Origin of the sequence: Plantibacter flavus (assembly GCF_900177615.1) — a bacterium.
Taxonomy (GTDB): domain Bacteria; phylum Actinomycetota; class Actinomycetes; order Actinomycetales; family Microbacteriaceae; genus Plantibacter; species Plantibacter flavus.
Genome location: NZ_FXAP01000005.1, coordinates 250,469 through 270,971 on the forward strand (window position 1 = coordinate 250,469; position 20,503 = coordinate 270,971).

20 protein-coding genes are annotated in these 20,503 nt (G+C 70.7%); 11 read left to right on the plus strand and 9 right to left on the minus strand.

Annotation, left to right across the window (positions count from 1 at the left end; genetic code table 11):
* Positions 1–52: 52 nt before the first annotated feature.
* The 4 genes from B9Y95_RS15920 to B9Y95_RS15935 all read left to right on the plus strand — a co-directional run bounded on the left by B9Y95_RS15920 (position 53) and on the right by B9Y95_RS15935 (position 3,585).
* Positions 53–826 carry a PspA/IM30 family protein gene (locus B9Y95_RS15920; RefSeq protein WP_085513287.1) on the plus strand — a complete coding sequence of 258 codons (774 nt, stop codon included), beginning with the start codon at positions 53–55 and terminating at the stop codon, positions 824–826.
* A gap of 79 nt (positions 827–905) precedes the next feature.
* Positions 906–1,766 (plus strand): arginase family protein, encoded by an 861-nt coding sequence (locus B9Y95_RS15925; RefSeq protein ID WP_085513290.1) that lies wholly within the window; start codon positions 906–908, stop codon positions 1,764–1,766.
* Positions 1,763–3,178, plus strand: coding sequence for a dihydrolipoyl dehydrogenase family protein (locus B9Y95_RS15930; RefSeq protein WP_085513293.1), 1,416 nt, complete (start codon positions 1,763–1,765; stop codon positions 3,176–3,178). The genes B9Y95_RS15925 and B9Y95_RS15930 overlap by 4 nt, the downstream gene beginning before the upstream one ends.
* Positions 3,175–3,585: a hypothetical protein gene (locus tag B9Y95_RS15935; protein ID WP_064295281.1), complete on the plus strand. Its 411-nt coding sequence runs from the start codon at positions 3,175–3,177 to the stop codon at positions 3,583–3,585. Before B9Y95_RS15930 ends, B9Y95_RS15935 begins: the two co-directional genes overlap by 4 nt.
* Before the next feature lie 46 nt (positions 3,586–3,631).
* Here B9Y95_RS15935 and B9Y95_RS15940 read toward each other — a convergent pair whose 3' ends face one another.
* The gene (locus B9Y95_RS15940; protein ID WP_159453431.1) at positions 3,632–4,087 is read right to left on the minus strand and encodes an SIP domain-containing protein; all 456 of its coding nucleotides are present in this window, start codon (positions 4,085–4,087) and stop codon (positions 3,632–3,634) included.
* 273 nt (positions 4,088–4,360) lie between these two features.
* Here B9Y95_RS15940 and B9Y95_RS15945 point away from each other — a divergent pair, with 273 nt between their 5' ends.
* Genes B9Y95_RS15945 through B9Y95_RS15965 form a run of 5 tightly spaced genes read left to right on the plus strand, consistent with a single transcriptional unit; the run spans position 4,361 to position 9,296 of the window.
* The gene (locus B9Y95_RS15945; RefSeq protein ID WP_085513298.1) at positions 4,361–5,869 is read left to right on the plus strand and encodes an ABC transporter substrate-binding protein; all 1,509 of its coding nucleotides are present in this window, start codon (positions 4,361–4,363) and stop codon (positions 5,867–5,869) included.
* Entirely contained in the window at positions 5,866–6,825 is a 960-nt protein-coding gene (locus B9Y95_RS15950) for an ABC transporter permease (protein ID WP_079707217.1), read from the plus strand. Before B9Y95_RS15945 ends, B9Y95_RS15950 begins: the two co-directional genes overlap by 4 nt.
* Entirely contained in the window at positions 6,822–7,733 is a 912-nt protein-coding gene (locus B9Y95_RS15955; protein WP_085513301.1) for an ABC transporter permease, read from the plus strand. The genes B9Y95_RS15950 and B9Y95_RS15955 overlap by 4 nt, the downstream gene beginning before the upstream one ends.
* Positions 7,730–8,518 (plus strand): ABC transporter ATP-binding protein, encoded by a 789-nt coding sequence (locus B9Y95_RS15960; RefSeq protein WP_085513303.1) that lies wholly within the window; start codon positions 7,730–7,732, stop codon positions 8,516–8,518. The genes B9Y95_RS15955 and B9Y95_RS15960 overlap by 4 nt, the downstream gene beginning before the upstream one ends.
* Positions 8,511–9,296: an ABC transporter ATP-binding protein gene (locus tag B9Y95_RS15965; protein ID WP_085513305.1), complete on the plus strand. Its 786-nt coding sequence runs from the start codon at positions 8,511–8,513 to the stop codon at positions 9,294–9,296. The genes B9Y95_RS15960 and B9Y95_RS15965 overlap by 8 nt, the downstream gene beginning before the upstream one ends.
* A 182-nt stretch (positions 9,297–9,478) precedes the next feature.
* Here the strand turns inward: B9Y95_RS15965 and B9Y95_RS15970 are convergent, their stop codons facing one another.
* From B9Y95_RS15970 to B9Y95_RS16000, 7 genes are all read right to left on the minus strand, one after another.
* Positions 9,479–10,444, minus strand: a complete 966-nt coding sequence (locus tag B9Y95_RS15970; RefSeq protein WP_234994139.1) for an oxygenase MpaB family protein — start codon at positions 10,442–10,444, stop codon at positions 9,479–9,481.
* A gap of 75 nt (positions 10,445–10,519) precedes the next feature.
* Complete coding sequence (locus B9Y95_RS15975; protein WP_234994140.1) at positions 10,520–12,001, minus strand: NtaA/DmoA family FMN-dependent monooxygenase; 1,482 nt, start codon at positions 11,999–12,001, stop codon at positions 10,520–10,522.
* Between the two features lie 84 nt (positions 12,002–12,085).
* Positions 12,086–13,516 (minus strand): amidase, encoded by a 1,431-nt coding sequence (locus B9Y95_RS15980; protein WP_085513308.1) that lies wholly within the window; start codon positions 13,514–13,516, stop codon positions 12,086–12,088.
* A 171-nt stretch (positions 13,517–13,687) separates the two neighbouring features.
* The gene (locus B9Y95_RS15985) at positions 13,688–14,269 is read right to left on the minus strand and encodes a GNAT family N-acetyltransferase (RefSeq protein ID WP_085513310.1); all 582 of its coding nucleotides are present in this window, start codon (positions 14,267–14,269) and stop codon (positions 13,688–13,690) included.
* A gap of 65 nt (positions 14,270–14,334) precedes the next feature.
* Positions 14,335–15,054 (minus strand): uracil-DNA glycosylase, encoded by a 720-nt coding sequence (locus tag B9Y95_RS15990; RefSeq protein WP_085513312.1) that lies wholly within the window; start codon positions 15,052–15,054, stop codon positions 14,335–14,337.
* A gap of 3 nt (positions 15,055–15,057) precedes the next feature.
* The gene (locus B9Y95_RS15995; RefSeq protein ID WP_085513314.1) at positions 15,058–15,795 is read right to left on the minus strand and encodes a Type 1 glutamine amidotransferase-like domain-containing protein; all 738 of its coding nucleotides are present in this window, start codon (positions 15,793–15,795) and stop codon (positions 15,058–15,060) included.
* A gap of 40 nt (positions 15,796–15,835) precedes the next feature.
* The gene (locus B9Y95_RS16000; RefSeq protein WP_071262460.1) at positions 15,836–16,333 is read right to left on the minus strand and encodes a phosphoribosyltransferase; all 498 of its coding nucleotides are present in this window, start codon (positions 16,331–16,333) and stop codon (positions 15,836–15,838) included.
* Between the two features lie 45 nt (positions 16,334–16,378).
* Here B9Y95_RS16000 and B9Y95_RS16005 point away from each other — a divergent pair, with 45 nt between their 5' ends.
* Complete coding sequence (locus B9Y95_RS16005; RefSeq protein ID WP_085513316.1) at positions 16,379–17,917, plus strand: MFS transporter; 1,539 nt, start codon at positions 16,379–16,381, stop codon at positions 17,915–17,917.
* 71 nt (positions 17,918–17,988) lie between these two features.
* On the opposite strand, the gene B9Y95_RS16010 is transcribed toward B9Y95_RS16005, so the two are convergent.
* The gene (locus B9Y95_RS16010; RefSeq protein ID WP_200811429.1) at positions 17,989–18,765 is read right to left on the minus strand and encodes an SDR family NAD(P)-dependent oxidoreductase; all 777 of its coding nucleotides are present in this window, start codon (positions 18,763–18,765) and stop codon (positions 17,989–17,991) included.
* A 204-nt stretch (positions 18,766–18,969) separates the two neighbouring features.
* Between B9Y95_RS16010 and B9Y95_RS16015 the strand changes: the two genes are divergently transcribed.
* On the plus strand, positions 18,970–20,295 hold the full coding sequence (locus B9Y95_RS16015; protein ID WP_085513318.1) for a bifunctional o-acetylhomoserine/o-acetylserine sulfhydrylase: 1,326 nt from the start codon (positions 18,970–18,972) through the stop codon (positions 20,293–20,295).
* Positions 20,296–20,503: the final 208 nt, after the last annotated feature.

The following is a 20,503-nucleotide window of genomic DNA, read 5'->3' on the forward strand; positions in this document are numbered from 1 at the left end:
CACCAGACTCCGACCGACACGACCCAGCAGGACACGAGAGAGGAACCACACCATGGCAGAGAAGCAGTCCATCTTCGGACGCATCGCCCAGCTGACCAAGGCCAACATCAACGCGCTGCTCGACTCCGCCGAGGACCCGCAGAAGATGCTCGACCAGATGGTCCGGGACTACACCAACTCGATCGCCGACGCCGAGAGCGCGATCGCCGAGACGATCGGCAACCTCCGGCTCCTCGAACAGGACCACCAGCAGGACGTCGAGGCGGCCTCCGAGTGGGGCACCAAGGCGCTGGCCGCGAGCCGCAAGGCCGACGAGTACCGTCAGGCGGGTAACGCCGCGGACGCCGACAAGTTCGACAACCTCGCGAAGATCGCGCTCCAGCGCCAGATCGGCGCCGAGAACGAGGCCAAGCAGGCCGAGCCGCAGCTGGCCTCGCAGACGAAGGTCGTCGAGCAGCTGAAGAACGGCCTCAACGGCATGAAGACGAAGCTCGAGCAGCTGAAGACGAAGCGCAGCGAGCTCGTCGCCCGGGCCAAGACCGCCGAGGCGCAGCGCAAGGTCGCGGACGCGGTCGGCAGCATCGACATCATGGACCCGACGAGCGACCTGAGCCGCTACGAGGACAAGATCCGCCGCGAGGAGGCGAAGGTGCTCGGCCAGCAGGAGCTCGCCGCATCGAGCCTCGACGCGCAGTTCAACGACCTCGAGGACCTCGGTGAGCTGACCGAGGTCGAGGCCCGCCTCGCCGCGCTGAAGGGCGGCGGTTCCACGTCACCCGCGATCGAGTCCTCCGGCCCCGAGTACACGCCGAACGCCGGCCAGTAGTGCCGATCCGACGGGCCCTCGGGACCTCCCGAGGGCCCGTCGCCCTCGCCCCCTCGCACCATCTCCAGGAAGGCACCGCATGACGAAGTTCGTCGTCGTCCCCCAGTGGCAGGGCTCCGGCTCGTCCAGGGCCATGCAGTTGATCGATGGAGCCGAGGCGATCCGTGGCGACCTGCCCACGGCGGCCACGACACTCGTGCACGTGCCGACCGAGGCGGGCGAGGCCCTCGACACCGACATCCGGCGCGCCAGTTCCCTCGTGACGACCGCGGAACTCCAACGTCAGGCGCTCGTCGGGATCGACGAGCCCGTCATCACCATCGGTGGGGACTGCGGCGTCGAACTCGCGTCGGTCGGTGAGGCCCTCCGACGCGACCCCGGCATCGCCGTCGTCTGGTTCGACGCCCACGGCGACCTCAACACCCCGCTCAGCTCGCCGTCCGGGTCGTTCAGCGGCATGGTCGCCCGGGCACTGACCGGCGAAGGCGCCGCGATGCTGCTGCCCGAGGCCCCGCTCGATCCCGCCCGGCTCGTCCTCGTGGGGGTGCGCGACCTCGACGACGGTGAACTCGCCCATGTCGAGGAGCGTGGCATCCCCATGGTCTCCTCGGTGATGACGAGCGCCGCCGAGGTGGTCGCGGCCGTCGAGACGACGGGCGCCGACCGCGTCTACCTGCACGTGGACGTCGACGTCCTCGACCCCGCCGTCATCGCCGGTGTCAGCTCGGCCGTCCCCTTCGGTCTCGAACTCGGCACCCTGCTCGACTGCATCACCGCCCTCCGCGCCCGCTTCGGCTTCGCCGGGGCCGGGGTCACGGGCTTCTCCCCCGGCTCCCCCGACGCCGCAGCCGACGACCTCGGCACCATCCTCCGCATCATCGGCGCGATCAGTCGCGAACCGAAACCCGACAGCACCAACCCGACAGGAGTCACCCCATGAGCCGTACCGTCGATCTCGTCGTCATCGGAGCCGGACCCGTCGGCGAGAACGTCGCCGACTACGCCCACCAGAGCGGTCTGAGCGTCGTCATCGTCGAGAGCGAACTGGTCGGCGGTGAGTGCTCCTACTGGGCCTGCATGCCGTCCAAGGCCCTCATCCGATCGGGCGCCGCCCTGCGTGCCGCCAAGCGCACGGGTGGAGCCATCCCCGAGGACACCGCGCTCGACCCGCTCAAGGTCCTCGCGCGACGGGACTCGTTCACGAGCGACTGGTCGGACGACGGCCAGGTCGAGTGGCTCGAGGGCGCCGGTATCGAGCTGGTGCGGGGGCACGGTCGGCTGACCGGCGAGCGCGAGGTCACCGTGACCGCCGCCGACGGCTCGACGACCGTACTCACGGCGACGCACGCCGTCGCGGTCTGCACCGGATCCGCCGCGCTCCTGCCCGACATCCCAGGGCTGTCGGCGGTGGAGCCGTGGACGAGCCGCGAGGCCACGGGCGTCCAGACCCTGCCAGCGTCCGTCGCCTTCCTCGGTGGCGGCGTCGTCGCCGTCGAGCTCGCGACGGCCTACCGCTCACTCGGGGTCGACGTCACGCTCGTCGCCCGCAGTGGCCTGCTCGGCAACACCGAGCCGTTCGCCGGCGAGCTCGTCGAGTCCTCCCTGCGTGAGCTCGGCGTGACGATCGTGCACGCCTCCCCCACCGCCGTCTCCCGGGCCGCCGACGGTGCCGTCACGCTCGAGTTCGACGACCGGGACGCGGTGACGACGGCGGAACTCGTCGTGGCCACCGGCCGGACGCCACGGACGGACGACCTCGGGCTCGAGACCCTCGGCCTGGAACCGGGTGTTTGGATCGAGGTCGACGATCAGCTCCTCGCTCACGGCAGCGATTGGCTGTACGCCGTCGGCGACGTCAACCACCGGGCTCTCCTGACGCACCAGGGCAAGTACCAGGCACGCGCCGCGGGAGCGGTCATCGCGGCACGGGCGAACGGCGCGGACGTCGACACCAGCCCGTGGAGCGACCACGCGGCGACCGCCGACCACCGTGCCGTGCCGCAGGTCGTCTTCTCCGAACCGGAGGTCGCCGCCGTCGGACTCACGGCCGCGCAGGCCGAGGCGGCGGGGATCGACCACCGGGTGGTCGACTACGACCTCGGTGGCATCGCGGGCTCGAGCCTCCACGCCGACGGCTACACCGGGCAGGCGAGGATGGTCGTCGACGAGGAGCGCGGCGTGATCATCGGGATGACCTTCGTGGGTCAGGACGTCGCCGAACTCGTCCACGCGGCGACGATCGCCGTCGTGGGTGAGGTGCCGCTGCACCGCCTCTGGCACGCGGTGCCGTCCTACCCGACGATGAGCGAGATCTGGCTGCGACTCCTCGAAACCTACCGGAGCGGTGCGTGACGCGTCCCGGCGACGTCGATGAGCCGCGGAGCCGTCGTTCCGGCGGCCCGTGGCTCGACTCACCGCTCAGCCGGATCGGGTACTGGTACGCCACGCTCACCGGGCTCGTCTGGGGCGCACTCTGGAGCACCGGTCCGGTCGAACGGCGGGGCGGGATGATCGTCTTCCGCGGGATGCCGTCGTGGACGTTCGGCCGAGGTGGCTCGTGCGTCGGCGGGGTGTACCTCACCGACCGGAACGTGTCGACCCGGGTGCTCGAACACGAGGCGGTTCACAAGCGGCAGTGGCAGCGGTACGGCATGCTCTTCCCGCTGATGTACGCGATCGCCGGTCGTGATCCGCTCCGGAACCGGTTCGAGATCGAAGCCGGTCTCGAAGCGGGTGGCTACCTGCCGAAGCGCCGCTGACGAGCGTCGCGGCGTCCGCGCGATGCCGTGCCGGTGCGAGGTCGTGTCAGTGCGATGCGCGCTCGACCGAACTCGATCGCTGACGCGCGCCGATGCTCGCCAGGGTCATCCTGAGGTCGTTCCGGAGACCCGTCAGGTGCTCCGTCTCGCCGCCGATCCACACGTGGTAGTCGGCCGCGTCGTGTCCGTCGACGTCGAGCATCTCGCTCGCCCAGGCCCGGGTCGCTCGCGCGACGGCCTGACCGCGTGCACACCGGCTGCCCGTTCCGGGTTCCCCCGAACGCGCTGCGCGGACGAGCCACGTCACGACGACGCGTCCCGGCGAGTCGAGCGTGGTGATCGACGCGGCGTCGTCGACCTCGACGAACACCTGACCACGGGCACAGATGGGGAGCAGTGCGAGCACTTCGGCAAGCTCGCCGACCGACGACTCGTCGCCCGCGAGCAGCACGTGCCGTGCGTCCGCGACGGCGAACTCCGCCGGATCCTCGAAATAACTCACGCGATCAGTATAGGCGAGCCTAAGCTCACTTCGATCCCCTGCGCAGGGTCTTCCAAGGCTGCGGGGCACATCACGATCCGATCACTCTGTGACGCCCCCTGACACCGTGGCTGGCACCACACACGTCGACTGGGTACGCTCGCTGGAGCCCCAGCGATGCGGCTTTCCGGACGCGGTCCAGTATTCGCGCGGCCCAGGCGGGAATGCCCGCTGCCCGGAACCGGTTGTGCGTCTCCAGATGCCGGCCACTCCAGCATCCCCGAAAGGACCTCCATGCGTCATCGTCAGCTGCGTCGTCAGCTCCTCACCGCCGCGATCGCGGTCACCGGCGCCGCCCTCGTCCTCACCGGCTGCGCAGGCCCGGCCACGACGCCGACGCCCGACGCCGACGCGACCCTGCGGGTCGGTCTCGTCCTGGAGCCCTCCGACCTCAACATCCGCACCACCTCGGGCGCCGCGCTCGACCAGATCCTCATCGACAACGTCTACCAGGGCCTCGTGTCCCGCACCGAGGACAACCAGATCGTCGACACGCTCGCCAAGAGCCACGACATCAGCGCCGACGGTCTCACCTACACCTTCGTCCTCCGCGACGGCGTGACCTTCCACGACGGCGCAGCCCTGACCGCGGCCGACGTCGTCGACTCCATCACCCAGGTGCAGCAGGACCCGACGTTCGTCGACAACGTGGCGCTCCAGAAGGTCGCCTCGATCACGGCCGTCGACGACTCGACCGTGCAGTTGCAGCTCACCTCGCCCGACTCCAACCTGTTGTGGACCCTGACCGGACGCGCAGGACTCGTGCTGGAGTCGGGCGCCACCAACGACCTGTCGACGACCGCCAACGGCACCGGGCCGTTCACCCTGAAGACCTGGAAGCAGGGCGACAGCATCACCTTCGACCGGAACGCGAAGTACTGGGGCGACGCTCCGAAGGTCAAGGAGGTCGTCTTCAGCTACATCCCCGACGCCTCCTCCGCCGTCAACGCCACCCTCGCCGGCGAACTCGACGTGCAGACGGCGCTCGACGCGAACCTCAAGGACCAGATCACCCGCGCCGACGGGTTCAGCATCACCGAAGGCAAGACGACCGACAAGTACACCCTCGCCTTCAACAACCAGCGCGCTCCCCTGAACGACCCCCTCGTCCGGCAGGCGCTCCGCTCCGCCATCGACCACGCCGCGATCGTCGAGGCCGTCGGCGGCGCCGCGGTCGAGCAGTACGGACCGATCCCCGAGCTCGACCCGGGCTACGAGAACCTCAGCGAGCTCGTGAAGTACGACCCCGACCAGGCGAAGGCGCTCCTCGCCCAGGCCGGCCAGGAGAACCTGTCCCTGACGCTCACGATCCCGAGCTTCTACGGCACCTCGGTGGCCAACGTCCTGGTGTCCGAGTTCAAGGCCATCGGTGTCACCCTCACGGTCAAGAGCGTCGAGTTCCCGACCTGGCTCAACGACGTCTACACGAACAAGGACTACGACCTCAGCTACGTGAACCACGTCGAGGCACGCGACTTCCAGAACTGGGCGAACCCGAACTACTACTTCGGCTACGACAACGCGCAGGTCCAGTCGCTCTATGCTGAATCCGTAGCGGCGACCGATCCGGCCGTCGCAGCCCAGAAGCTCAAGGAGGCGGCGTACCTCGTGTCCAAGGACAACGCCGCCGACTGGCTCTACACCGCGATCACCCTCACGGTGGTGCGCGACGGCGTGACCGGCTTCCCCGTGGACTCGGTCAACTCGCGCATCAACCTGGCGAAGGTCGCCGTGACCGGGTGACCCGGTTCATCCTGACGAGGCTGGTACTCCTCCTCGTCGGGCTCCTCGCCGCGAGCGCCCTGATCTTCTTCACCATCAGGGTGCTCCCGGGCGACGTCGCCCAGGTCATCGCAGGAACGGACGCGACACCCGAAGCGGTCGCCGCGATCCGTGAACAGTTGGGACTCGGCCAGCCCGTCCTCCTGCAGTACCTCGACTGGATCGGCGGGTTGCTCCGCGGCGATCTCGGGAACTCGCTCATCACGGGCACCCCCGTCGCCAGCGAACTCGCCCAGAAGGCGCAGGTGACCGTCCCGCTCGGCATCATGGCCCTCGTCATCGCCCTCGCGTTCAGTGTGCCGCTCGGGGTGCTGGCGGCCGTCCGACGCACCCGCGCGACGGGCGTCGTCATCTCCTTCGCGTCGCAGGGGCTCGCCGCCGTCCCGGTCGTCTGGGCCGGCATGATGCTCGTGCTCCTCTTCGCCGTCGTGCTCGGTTGGCTCCCGGCGCAGGGCTTCCCGCGCGCGGGCTGGAACGATCCGCTGGCGGCGATCCGCGCCCTCCTCCTCCCGGCACTCACGATCGGCGTCGTCGAGGGCGCGGTCCTGCTGCGCTTCGTCCGTTCCGCCGCCCTCGACGCGATCGGCCAGGACTACGTCAGGACGGCGGCGGCGAAGGGGCTGACCCGTTCGCAGGCGCTCATCCGCCACGGGCTGCCGAACGTGGCGCTCTCGGTCGTCACCGTGCTCGGGCTCCAGATCGCCGGGCTCATCGTCGGCAGCGTCATCATCGAACAGCTCTTCACGCTGCCCGGCATCGGGCGCATGCTCGTCGCCGACGTCGGCAACCGCGACCTCGTGAAGGTGCAGGGCGAGCTCCTCGTCCTCACCGGGGTGGTCCTCGTGATCGGTGCCGTCGTGGACGTCGTCCACCGTCTCGCAGACCCCCGACTCCGAGAACGGGAGCGGACCACATGACCGCCCCTCAGGATCACCCGCGTCGGCGCGCGGCATCAGGCGGACTCCGCACCCTCGTGTCCGGCCCGGCCGGCGTGTTCGGGCTCGTCGTGGTCACCCTGCTCCTCCTGAGCGCCGGCGTCTCCTTCCTCTGGACGCCGTACGACCCCCAGCTCACCGATCCGTTCGCGAAGTGGCTGGCTCCGTCGCCGGCCCATCTGCTCGGCACGGACGAGGTCGGACGCGACATCTTCAGCCTGCTGCTCGTCGGTGCGCGGGTGACCGTGGCCGTCGCGATCGGGTCCGCAGTCGTCTCGACGGTCATCGGGGTCGCCCTCGCCGCCCTCGGTTCGCTCACGCGGCGCTGGGTCCGGGAGACGGTCGCGGTGCTGATCGACATCCTCATCGCGTTCCCGACCCTCCTCATCGCCATGATGATCGCCTCGGTCTTCGGCGGATCGCTGTGGGTCGTCGTCTGGGCGGTGGGCATCAGCTTCGGCGTGAACATCGCCCGGGTGACCCGCCCCGAGATCCGCCGGGTCTCGCACAGCGAGTACGTGCTCGCCGGCAAGGCCGCCGGTCTCGGACCGGTGAGGAACCTGACGCGGCATCTCCTGCCGAACGTCGCACCGGTGTTCATCGTCCAGCTGTCGTGGTCGATGGCGGTCGCGGTGCTCGCCGAGGCGGGCCTGTCGTACCTCGGCTACGGCGCCCCCTCCAGCGTCCCGTCGTGGGGTCGGATGCTCAGTGAGCTGCAGACCTACCTCGCCGTGCACCCGCTGTCGGTGCTGTGGCCGGGGCTCGCCATCACCATCACCGTCCTCGCCCTCAACCTCCTCGGAGACGCCCTGCGGGACGCGACCGATCCGACCCTCGGTCGCCGAGGACCCGCGTCGACCCCCACCTCGCCCCAGGGGGTGACCGCATGAGTCTCGACGTCCAGGACCTCGTCGTCACGCTCGGCGGTCGCCGGGTCGTCGACGGCGTGAGCTTCAGCGTGCCGGCGGGCGCACGGTTCGGCCTCATCGGCGAGTCCGGATCCGGGAAGTCGCTGACGGCGCTGGCGATCCTCGGACTGCTCCCCGACGGCGCCTCGGTGAGCGGCAGCATCCGCTGGCAGGGCGAGGAGCTCCTCGGCCGCGACGACCGCGAACTCGCGCGGATCCGCGGGCGTGAGATCGGGATCGTGTTCCAGGAGCCTCGGACGGCACTCAACCCGATCCGCACCATCGGACGGCAGATCGGCGAGCCGCTGCGCATCCACGAGGGGCTGTCGAAACGGGAAGCGCTCGACCGGGCCATCGAACTCGCCGCGCGGGTCCGTCTGCCCGATCCTGAGCGCATCGTCCGGCGGTACCCGCACCAACTGTCGGGCGGACAACGACAGCGGGTCGCGGCCGCCATCGCCCTCGCCTGCGGACCCTCCCTGCTCATCGCGGACGAGCCGACCACAGCGCTCGACGTCACCATCCAGTCGGAGATCCTCGGCCTCTTCGAACGTCTCGTGAGCGAGACCGGGGCGTCCCTCGTCTTCATCACCCACGACCTCGCGGTCCTCTCCCGGATCGCCAGTGACGCCGTGGTGCTCGCGCAGGGGAAGGTCGTCGAGGCCGGGCCGGTGGCCCAGCTGCTGTCGACGCCGGTGTCGCCCGTGACGCAGCGGCTGTTGGCCGCCGCGAAGACCATGAGCTGGAAGGGCGAGGACGATGACTGAGCCGCTGCTCCACGCCCAGGGGCTCGGACGGGTCTACACCAACCCTCGGGAGTCGCTCTTCCAGCGCCCGAGCCGCACCGTCGCGCTCCACCCGAGCGACCTCGTCGTCGCGCCCGGTGAGGCCGTCGGCATCATCGGTGAGTCGGGGTCGGGCAAGTCGACGCTCGTCCGCCTCCTGCTCGCGCTCGACACCCCGAGCTCCGGCACGGTCGAGTTCGACGGCCGTCCCGTCAGCGCTGCGGCGAGCGCCAGGAGTCTGCACTGGTTCCGTCGACAGACGGGTGTGGTGTTCCAGGACCCGTACGCATCGCTCGACCCGCGCATGAGCGTCGGGCGGATCGTCGCCGAGCCGCTCTCGGCGCTCGGGATCGAGGGCGACCACCGTTCCAAGGTCCGCGCGGTCCTCCGGCTCGTCGGTCTCGACGCCGACGCGGCCGAGCGCTTCCCGCACGAGTTCTCCGGTGGTCAGCGCCAGCGCATCGCCCTCTCGCGCGCGATCGTGCACCGCCCGCGCCTCCTCGTCGGCGACGAACCGCTCAGCGCGCTCGACGTCACCGTCCGCGCGCAGATCCTCGAGTTGCTCGGCGGGCTGCGGCAGGAGCTCGGGCTCGCGATCGTGCTCGTCTCGCACGACATCGGCGTGGTGCAGCATCTCTGCGACCGGGTCGTCGTCATGCGCGACGGGGCGATCGTCGAGGAGGGCCCGGTCACCAAGGTCCTCAGTCGACCCTCGCACCCGTACACGACCCAGCTGCTCGCCTCGGTCCCCCGCCTCTGACGACGTCACGGTCTCTGCGCCGCGAACCGCTCCCCGACCCACTATCCGGTCCCTGAGCCACCACCCGGTCTCTGAGCCACCATCCGGCCCGTGAGCCACCACCCGGTCCCTGAGCCACCATCCGGTCCCTGAGCCTGTCGAAGGGCACAGCCCGGAACACGGAGCGCAGCCCTTCGACAAGCTCAGGGACCGGGAACGGCCGGCGGGTCCGCCAGGCGCCGGTGCCGGCGCAGTGCCGCGCGCTGGCTCGGTGACTCACCGTGCAGGACGAGCCCCACGACCCACAGGACGACCCGCGTCGCCGTCACGACCGGCAGCGGGATCGGGCCGAGATGGGCGGTGCGGAGCCCGAGGATGCGGCGGTACTCGGGTGGGATCGTCGCGACGGCTCCCGCGAAGAGGATCCCATAGGCGGGGAGCAGCGAGCGGTCGAGCGGCGGTCGACGGAGGAACGCCAGGGTCTCGTCCACCCGCGGGCCGCCGGTCAGGTCGCCGGCGTCGAGGTACCCGCGCAGCTGCCTGGCCAGTTCGGCCTCCGAGCGGGGCGGGTCGACGACGCCCATGAGCTCGCCCGCGAGCGCCCAGTCGGCCACATAGGCGTCCGCACCACCGGGGATCCGGCCGCCCCAGGTCTGTCGCACGCTCAGGAAGGCGTCGGTGAACGCCAGGTGCACCCAGCGCAGGAGGTCCGGGTCGTTGGCCGCGTACGGGCGCACCACGCCATGGGCGTCGAGGTACTCCCCGACGACGCGTTCGTGGAGTTTGAGCACGTAGTCGCTCGTCCGACGCGCCGTGTCGCAGTCGCCGTAGGTGACGGTGAAGATCCAACGGATGGTGCCGTCGAGCCGTCCGAGGGGGTCCTCCCGGTACCGGGACCAGTCGTGCACGCCGGCCAGGGCCCCGGGGTGCGCCGCCTGCAGGAGGAGCGCCCGGATGCCGGCGACCATGGTCTCGACACCGCCGTGCACCGTCCAGGCCGCTGAGTCGGGAGTGAAGAACCCCGTGTCGATGCCGTCCTCGAGATCGAGGGTCCACTGCGGCGGGCGGTCCTGCTCCACCGCGAAGACCGCGAGGATCCGTGAGCGGAGCCCGGCGAGCAGGCGGGTGCGCAGGCGGGAGACCGGTCGCCGTCCAGTGCCGACATCCACCACTCGATCGTCCTCCACTCACCGTCACGACGAGCCTACGTCGGGATGCCGGTGGCCGGACCTGTAGCGGGCTGCTCACACGTCGGCGGCCTCCGCGGGCCCACCGCCGAGGTTCCCCCCTCCGCGGTATCGTGCGGCCGGGTGGTCGTCCGGGAGCCGGGCCGCCCCGCCGGTCAGGCGCTCGCGGAGCGTCTCCCCCGGTCGATACGCGTCGCGCAGCCGCCCTCGGCGACGCAGCTCCGGCACCACGAGTTCGACGAAGTCGATGAGCGTGTCGAGGCTGTGGTACTGCCGCAGGTTGATCCCGTCGATACCGACCTCGTCCAACCATCGCTCGATCTCGTCGGCGACGACCTCGGGGGTGCCGACGGCGAAGAAGTCCCGTTCGAGGTCGCTGCCGACCCGCACGATGAACTCGCCGACGGTGCCGGCCGTCACCTGCGGCGGCAGGGCGTCCGCCGGGACCCCCTCTGCGGCGAGCGCCTCGGCGACGGTCCGGTCCTCCGGGTGCGCCAGCGGGTCGAACGGCAGCCCGGCGTGCACGAACCGGCCGACGATGCTCGCGTGCTCCCGGTACTGCGCGGCCTTGGCCTCGGCCTCCTCCTGCGTCGGCGCGACGATGACGGCGGCCTGGACGACGATCTTGAGCGCGGCCCCGTCGCGTCCGTTGTCGGCCGCTGCCGCACGGAACCGCTCCAGGAGGGGGCCTGCACCACCAGGCCCCCGCACGCCCGTGAACACCGCTTCGGCGTGCCGTCCGGCGAACGCGATGCCGTCCGGTGAGGCGGTCGCGGTGTAGAGCAGCGGTGTCCGCTGCGCGCTCGGCTCGGACAGGTGCGGTCCGGCGACCTGGAAGTAGCGCCCGACGTGATCGATGTACCGCACCTTGTCGGGGTCGGAGTAGACGCCGGCCTCCCGGTCGCGGATGACGGCGTCGTCGTCCCAGGAGCCCTCCCAGAGCTTGTAGAGGACGTCCAGGTACTCCTCGGCGATCGCGAACCGTTCGTCGTGCGGGATCTCCTCGGCGAGGCCGAAGTTCCGTGCGGCGTTCGGCAGGTACGAGGTGACGATGTTCCACGCGACGCGGCCGTTCGTCAGGTGGTCGAGGGTGCTCATGCGACGCGCGAAGGCGAACGGCGGCTCGTAGCTCGTCGAGAAGGTGATACCGAAACCGAGGTGCTCGGTCACGGCGGCCATCGCCGGGACGACGAGCAGCGGGTCGTTGTTCGGGATCTGCAGGCCCTCGCGCAGGGCGTCGGCCGGGCCGCCACGGAACACGTCGTAGGTGCCGACCACGTCCGCGATGAAGATCGCGTCGAACCCGCCCGCCTCCGCCGTCCGGGCGAGTGTCGTCCAGTACCGGATGTCGGTGTACTGGTCGCGTCGGTTGTCCGGCAGGCGCCAGAGGCCGTGGGTGATGTGGCTGACGCAGTTCATCTCGAACAGGTTGAGGATGAGCTGCTTGGGGCTGGACTGCGTTGGACTGGACTGTGCGCTGATGATCGACTCCTCCGGTGGAGCGGCGATCGGTCCGTCCGGACCGGGCCGCCTGAGCACCCTAGGCGCAGCGGGAGGGACGGGGTCCGGCCGCGGTGTCACATCCCGTCATACGCCACCCGGCGACGCGAGGGCGACGATCGGTCAGCGGGCGACGGACGGGACGCGGTCCTGCCAACGCAGTCGCCGCTCCAGTTGCGCCCCGAGGGCGAGCAGGGTCGCCTCGCCTCCGGGACGCCCGATCAGCTGGACGCCCATCGGCAGCCCCTCGGACGTCTCGTGCACCGGGAGGGTGATGGCCGGCAAGCCGGTCGCGTTCACGAAGGAGGTGTGCGGCGCGTAACGCACCTGCTGCTCGAAGTTCAGTTCGGGCGACCCCTGGTCGTACCACCCGATCGGCCGTGGTGTCTGGGCGAGCGCCGGCGTGATGATCGCGTCGAACGGCGCGAACTGCGCGAGGACGCTGCGTTCGAACCGGTGGAGACTGGCGAGCGTCTCCATGAGCCGGGTCGCCGGCAGCGCCCGACCGCGCTCGACGAGGGACCTCGTGATGGGTTCGAGGAGCGCCAGCTCCGCCTCCGAGGACGCCGGGACACCGGCCGCTGAGGCCTGCCAGATCGTCGTGAAGTCGGCCGGGTACCGTTCGGCGTCGCGCAGGGTGAGCTCCTCCAAGCCGTGCCCCATCGCGGTGAACGCCCGGGTGGCGACGTCGACGGCGGCGCGGGCCTCCGGGTCGACCGTGAGCTCGAAGGCGCTGTCCCAGGGTGACCCGTCGAGCACCGCGAGCTGGAACCGTCCCTCGCCGCGGACGGCGTGCCCGAGCAGGGGTCCGTCATCGGCGTCGGGTGCTCGCAGCGTGAAGTGATGGTCGATGCGTCCGTGCACGCGCTCGATCATCGCGTCGAGCAGGAGCGCCGCGTCGGCGACGGTCCGGGCGATCGGCCCGGGGACGACGAGGCCGGCGAGTCGGTCGACACCGGAGCCCGCGGGGACGAGCCCCCTCGTGGGCTTCAGGCCGACGAGCCCGCAGGCGGCCGCCGGAATCCGGACGGAGCCGCCACCGTCGGAGCCGGGGGCGAACGGGAGGAGCCGCGCGGCGACGGCGGCTGCGGCCCCGCCACTCGACCCGGCCGCCCCTCGGTCGAGGGCCCACGGGTTCCGCGTCGGCACCCCGTCGAGCGGCTCCGTGTAGCCGTAGAGCCCGAACTCCGGGGTCGCGGTCTTCCCGAGGCTCACCGCTCCGGCCCGGTCGAGGACGCCGACCAGCTCGTCGTCGGTCGTCGCCACGACCTCCGCGGTGAGCCGCGACCCGAAGCGGACGGGCTGACCGGCACGGGACACGAGGTCCTTGTCGCCGATCGGGAGTCCCCAGAGCGGTGCGGTCCGGGGCAGCGCCTCGACCGCCTCCACGCGTTCGGCGAGCGATCCGGCGGCGACCGAGGTGAAGGCACCGATCGCGTCGTCGAGGCGCTCGATGCGGTCGAGGTAATGCCGGGCCAGCTCCGTCGGCGAGACCTCGTCCCGCTGCAACGCCTGCCACTGCTCGAGCGCCGTCAGCTCGTGGAGTTCCGCCATGCGACCAGCCTAGAGGCGGCGCCCTCCTGTGGTCACCGTTCCCTGTCCGTTCCGGTCCCTGTCCGTTCCGGTCCCTGGTCCCTGTCCGTTCCGGTCCCTGGTCCCTGTCCGTTCCGGTCCCTGGTCCCTGTCCGTTCCGGTCCCTGAGCCTGTCGAAGGGCGTCGACCGGCTCAGCGCTTCAAGGACTTCTGGAGGAGGACCGTGCCGATCCAGCGGTCGAACTTGAACCCGACTCGGCCCATCCGGCCCACCTCGGTGAACCCGAACTTCTCGTGCAGGGCGATCGACGACTCGGCGCCCTTGTCGGCGATGACGGCCAGCATCTCCTTGAGCCCCGCGGCCTTCGAGCGCTCGATGAGCTCACCGAGCAGATCGGTGCCGAGGCCCTTGCCGGTCGCCGCCGCTCCGAGGTAGATCGAGCTCTCCACCGTGAAGCGGTAGGCGCGCTTCTGCTTCCACGGCGCGCACAGCGCGTACCCGAGGATCTGTCCGGTCGGGTTGACGGCGACGATGAACGGGAGCTGGAGCCGCTGCAGGTAGGCGAACTTGGAGCGCCACTCGGCGAGGGTCATCGCGTCCTCGTCGAAGGTGACCATGCTGTTGGCGACGTAGTGGTTGTAGATCGCCCGGATGTCGGGCAGGTCGGCCGCCGTGGCGTCGCGCATCGTGAACGCGAAGGGGGTCTCGGGGGTCGGCGGCTTGCGCAGGTGCGGCGGCAGCCGGCGCCTCGGCTCGTACTCCTCTTCCAGCATCCCCCAAGCCTAACGAGGGGGTGGGTCGGCGGACAGCCCTTGCGGCCGACGCCACGACCCGGTCGTCAGTCGAGGGACCAGTCGATCGGGTCCACGCCGCGGGAGACGAGGAAGTCGTTCGTGCGGCTGAACGGCTTGGAACCGAAGAAGCCCCGCGAGGCGGAGAGCGGACTCGGGTGCGCCGAGACGATGACGTGGCGGTCGGGGTCGCCCGATGATTCGAGCAGCGGTGCCAGTCGTTCGGCGTCCTTGCCCCAGAGGATCGACACGAGCGGTGCGGGGCGTGCGGCGAGCGCGCGGATCGCCTGTTCCGTGACCGCCTCCCAGCCGTGTCGGCGATGCGACCCGGCGGAACCCGCCTCGACCGTGAGGACGCGGTTGAGGAGCAGCACGCCCTGTCTGGTCCACGAACTGAGATCGCCGTGTTCCGGCGTCGGGACACCGAGGTCCTCGCGGAGTTCCCGGTGGATGTTCGCGAGGCTGCGCGGCACCGGGCGGACCTCCCGGTCTGCAGCGAACGACAGGCCGATCGGATGACCCGGCGTCGGGTACGGGTCCTGCCCGACGATGAGGACCCGGACGGCGTTGAACGGCGTGCGGAAGGCCCGCAGGACGAGCTCGGGTACCGGCAACCATCGGGCGCCGGCAGCCGCTTGGGCCGCGAGCCAGTGGTCGATCGTCGCGAGGCGGTCGGCGACGGGTGCGAGCGCGTCGGCCCAGCCCTCGTCCATCGACCCCGCCGCGGCGAGCTGTGCCGGGCTGCCGCCGAGGATCCCGTTCGTCATGGACTACTGCTGCTGCGGCTGCTCGGCACCGATCGTGCGGACGACGACCCCGTGCTCGGCGGTGAAGACCTGCCAGACACTGCCGCCACCGAGGACGGAGAGCGCCCCCTGCCCGACGACGAGCGCGGTGTTCTCGTCGATCGCGACTCCGCCGTCGACGACCCCGGCCTCCGTCGCGGCGACGAGCCGCCCGAGGGTGCCCCACTGTGCGGCATGCGCCTCGACCGCGATGTCGACGAGCCCGAGACCGTCGCCGATCGTGACATCGTCGAGCTCCTCGGACGCCGCCTCGGGGCTCACGGGGACCTCGCCGACACGCCATCCGCCGATGATCGCGTGCTCGGCGGCGATCATCGCGCCGGCCGAGATGCCGAGGTAGGGCAGACCGGACGCGACGAGCCGTCGGATGTCGGTGGCGACCGGCGCGACCGCCTCCGCGTAAGCCGAGGGCAGTCCGCCGCCGACGACGATCCCGTCGACCTCGGCCAGCTGAGCCTGCGCGACCACGCCGCCTTCGCGGACGACCACGCGGATCGCCTCGATCTCACCGGAGCGTGCGACGGCACGTTCCAGGGCGGCGGACTGCTCGAGCCCGTCACCGTCGTGCACGACGACGATCGCGATGCGCGGGGCCAACCGACCGGCGACGACCGCGAGCGCGGCCGCCTCGGCGATGAACGCTGCGTAGACGGTCGACTCGGTCTCTGGGGCGGCCGGACCGCCGAGGAGGAAAACACTCACTCTGAGACCCTACCCGGCACCCCGGATCAGGCGGGGACGATCAGGCCGTGATCGTCGGCAGCGTCGACCAGGGGAAGGAGATCCAACGGTCGACGCGCTTCCACACGTAGTCGGGGCGGAGCACCGTCTGCGGCTTCTCGTACAGCGTCACCGTGCGGACCTCCGCGCCGCTCGCCTGCATGAGTTCCAGCACCATCGCGAGCGTGCGACCCGAGTCGGACACGTCGTCGACGAGCAGCACCCGGCTCCCCGGCAACCCGGCCACGTCGAGCAGCGGCGGGAGCACGACGGGCTCGGGGAGACGCGCGTCGACCCCGGTGTAGAACTCGACGTTCAGCGCGCCGCACGCCTTCACGTCGAGGGCGTAGGCGATGGCACCGGCGAGCAGGAGCCCACCGCGCGCGATCGCGACGACGGAGTCGGGCCGGAACCCGCTCGCGACGATCGCACTGGACAGTTCGCGGGCCGCGTCACCGAACGTGGGCCAGTCGAGGACCTCTCGCTCCGGGGACGCTGCGCTGGGGTTCTCGGTCGACATCCTCCAACGCTATCCTGCCGGCCGGGCCGCCTGTACCATCCCCACATGGCGCGAGACAGCACGACGACCGGCGGAGCCTCGGCGACCGGATGGCGGACGTCGATCCGTGGTTCGGCAGCGGGCATCACCGCAGGACTCATCGGCTGGTTGTTCCTCGTCGAGATCACGAGCGGCGTCCTGCAGGGCTACTACGTCCCACTCATCCCCGACCTCGTCGAGCACCTGGGCATCCACGACGCGGACTTCAACTGGTTCGAGGCCGCGCAACTGCTGTTGTCGGCGCTCGTCGTCCCCATCCTCGCGAAGCTCGGCGACATGTTCGGGCACAAGCGGGTCCTCCTCGTCTCCACCGTGCTGACGGCCGGCGCCAGCTGGTGGCTCGTCGTCGCCGGGGACTTCTGGTCGTTCCTCGCGGCCTGGGCGCTGCAGGGCTTCTACGTCGTGTGGCTGCCACTCGAGATCGCACTCATCTTCGAGCGGGGCCGTCGCTCCGGCACCGGGGCCTCGCAGACCCGCCGGGCCGCCGGACTCCTCGTCGTGGCGCTCGAGGCCGGCGCCATCATCGGTGCGCTGTCGAGTGGCCGCATCCTCACCGCCCTCGGCGGCGACATCCCGCTCACGATGATGCTGCCGGCCGTCGCGGTGACCCTCGTCTTCTTCGCCATCCTCTTCGGTGTCCCCGAGTCAGAGCCCCTGCCGGGCAGGACCCTGGACCTCGCGGGCTTCGTACTCCTCAGCCTCGCGCTCCTGCTCATCACCTCGGGGCTCACCTTCCTGCGACTCAACGGTCCGCAGACGTGGTGGGTGTGGGGGCTCATCGCGATCGGCGTGCTCGCGTTCCTGCCGTTCGGGCGACATGAACTGCGGCAGCCCGACCCGGCGATCGACCTCCGCGTGCTCCGGCAACCCAACATGTGGCCGGTGCAACTGACCGCCGGGCTCATCGGGATCAGCCTGCTCGGCGCCCAGGCCCCGCTCAGCACCTATGCGGGGACACCCCGGGAGAACGGATACGGACTCGGGCTCGACGCCGGCGACATCTCCACGCTCATCGGCGCCTACCTGATCTCGATGATCGTCGGTGCGCTCCTGTTCCCACTCGTGTCGCGCTGGGCGACGCCTCGGATCGCGCTCATCATCGCCGCCTCACTCGTCGCGGTCGGGTACCTGCTGTTCCTCCCGTTCCACCTCGAGACGTGGCAGGTCTTCCTGAACATGGCGATCGCGGGACTCGGCTCCGGTGCGCTCGTCGGAGCCATGCCGGCCGCGGCCGCAGCTGCCGCGCCTCGCGGGCAGACGGGTGTCGCGTCGGCGCTGACCAACACGACGAAGACGATCGGTGGCTCGTTCGCCTCGGCCGTCTTCGGTGTGGTGCTGTTCGCCGGCGCCGCGCAGGCCGTCACCGCCGGGGCGTCGAGCCTGTCCGGCTACCTCACGGTCTGGGCGATCTGCGGGGCGGGGGCGCTCGTCGCCGCCGTCCTGCTCTGCTTCGTCCCGAAACTCGCCTTCGCGGATGCGGCCCCGGTCGACGTGGAACCCGAGCCACGCATCGATCCCGCCCCCGAGCGACCGACCGGTCCCTGAACTCCCGACCGGTCCCTGAACTCCCGACCGGTCCCTGAACTCCCGACCGGTCCCTGAGCCTGTCGAAGGGCCTACTCCGCGACGCGCAACGGCCCCTTCGCCAGGCGGTACGGGGCGGCCTGGGCGACCGGCTTGATCGTGATGAGGTCGAGGTTGACGTGCGGCGGCAGGGAGGTCGCGTGGACGATCGCCTCGGCGACGTCGTCGGCCGAGAGCGGATCCGGCACGTCCTCGTAGACGGCGTCGGCGCGGTCCTGGTCGCCACCGAAGCGCACGAGCGAGAACTCCTCCGTGTGGACCATGCCCGGCGCCACCTCGATCACCCGGATCGGTTCGCCGTTGAGCTCGAGCCGCAGCACCTCGAACAGGGCGCGCTCGGCGAACTTCGCCGCGTTGTACCCGCCGCCACCCACGTAGGCGACGTGGCCCGCGATCGAGGTGACACCGACGACGGTGGCGGCACCACCCTCGGGGATGCTCCGACGGAGGATCGGCAGGAGCGCCTGGACCACGCGCTTCGTGCCGAGGACGTTGATGTCGAACATGCGCCGCCAGTCCTCGGCGTCCCCATCCTCGACGGACGCGAGGCCGAAGGCACCGCCCGCGTTGTTGACGAGCGCCTGGGCGCCGCCGAGCTCCTCCACCCGGGCGGCGAGCGCGTCGACGTCCGCCTGCACGGTCAGGTCCGCGACGACCGCCGTACCGCCGATGTCCGCGACGAGCGCCTCGAGCCGTTCCGCTCGACGGGCCACCGCCACGACGTCCCAGCCGTCGGCGGCGAATCGCCTCGCGGTCGCCTCCCCGATCCCTGAACTCGCACCGGTCACCACCACACGTCTCGTCGTCATGCCTCCAGGGTAGCCACCGGTCCGAGGCGTTACGCCGTGTTTCCGCGTGGTTGGCGCGTGCAGGTGGGGCCGGTAGCCTCGGGGTCACGACGGAGCACCACCCGGAGCCACGCCCGGCGACATCGCTGTCGGACCGAGCGGCCACACCGGCGGCACCCATCACCCGAGCAGCACCGACCACCCGAGCAGAGGGGACCATCCATCATGAGCGATGCCACGAACGACTGGAAGTTCGAGACGAAGCAGATCCACTCCGGAGCTGCGCCCGACCCGGTCACGAAGGCTCGGGCCACGCCGATCTACCAGACGACGAGCTACGTGTTCGACAACGCCGACCACGCGAAGAACCTCTTCGCCCTCGCGGAGTTCGGCAACATCTACACGCGCATCCAGAACCCGACGCAGGCCGTCGTCGAGGAGCGCCTGACCGCGCTCGAGGGTGGCAGCGGCGCCCTCCTCCTCGCCTCCGGGCAGGCGGCAGAGGCCTCGGCGGTCCTCAACATCGCGCAGGCGGGCGACCACATCGTGTCGTCCTCGTCGATCTACGGCGGCACGTACAACCTCTTCAAGTACACGCTCGCGAAGCTCGGCATCGAGACCACCTTCGTGGAGAACCAGGACGACGCCGAGGAGTGGCGGCGTGCGGTGCGCCCGAACACGAAGCTGTTCTTCGCGGAGACGATCGGCAACCCGAAGATCAACATCCTCGACATCCGCCTCGTCGCCGACGTCGCGCACGAGGCCGGTGTGCCGCTCATCGTCGACAACACGATCGCCACGCCGTACCTCATCCGTCCCTTCGAGCACGGAGCGGACATCATCGTCCACTCGGCGACGAAGTTCCTCGGGGGTCACGGCACGGTCATCGGCGGGGTCATCGTCGACGGCGGCACCTTCTCCTGGACCGGGCACGCGGACAAGTTCCCGGGCCTCACGACGCCGGACCCCTCGTACCACGGGGCGGTCTACACGGACGCCGTGGGTGACCCGCTCGCCTACATCATCAAGGCGCGCGTGCAGCTCCTGCGCGACCTGGGTGCGGCCATCGCCCCGGCGAGCGCCTGGCAGCTCATCCAGGGCATCGAGACGCTCAGCCTCCGCATCGAGCGCCACGTGCAGAACGCCCAGCAGGTCGCGGAGTGGCTCGACGCCCACCCCGACATCGCGAGCGTCAACTACTCGGGTCTGCCGTCGAGCCCCTGGTACGCGGCGGCCAACCAGTACGCCCCGAAGGGTGTCGGAGCGGTTCTGTCCTTCGAGCTGAAGGGCGGGGTCGACGCGGGCCGCGCCTTCGTGAACTCACTGCAGTTGTTCTCGCACCTCGCGAACATCGGCGACGTCCGTTCGCTCGTCATCCACCCGGCGTCGACGACGCACTCGCAGCTCACCCCGGAGCAGCAGCTCACGGCCGGCGTCACGCCCGGGCTCGTGCGGCTCTCGGTGGGGCTCGAGAACATCGACGACATCACGGCCGACCTCCAGGCCGGGCTGACCGCCGCGAAGCAGGTCGTCGAGGCCGCCCGGGTCTGATTCCGTCCCGAGCCCTCCCCCTCCCGGGTTGCGCCAGCGCGATGCGCTGACGCGAGCGCACCCCACAACCGCGAGCGCGGGTCTCCAGAGACCCGCGCTCGCGTCGTTCGTTGCGCACTCGGGCCGGTCCCGCGTCACTCGGGCCCGTTCCCCGTCACTCGAGCCCGTTCCGGTGCGCCGGAGCCGGCGGGAGCGCCCTCGCGCCAGC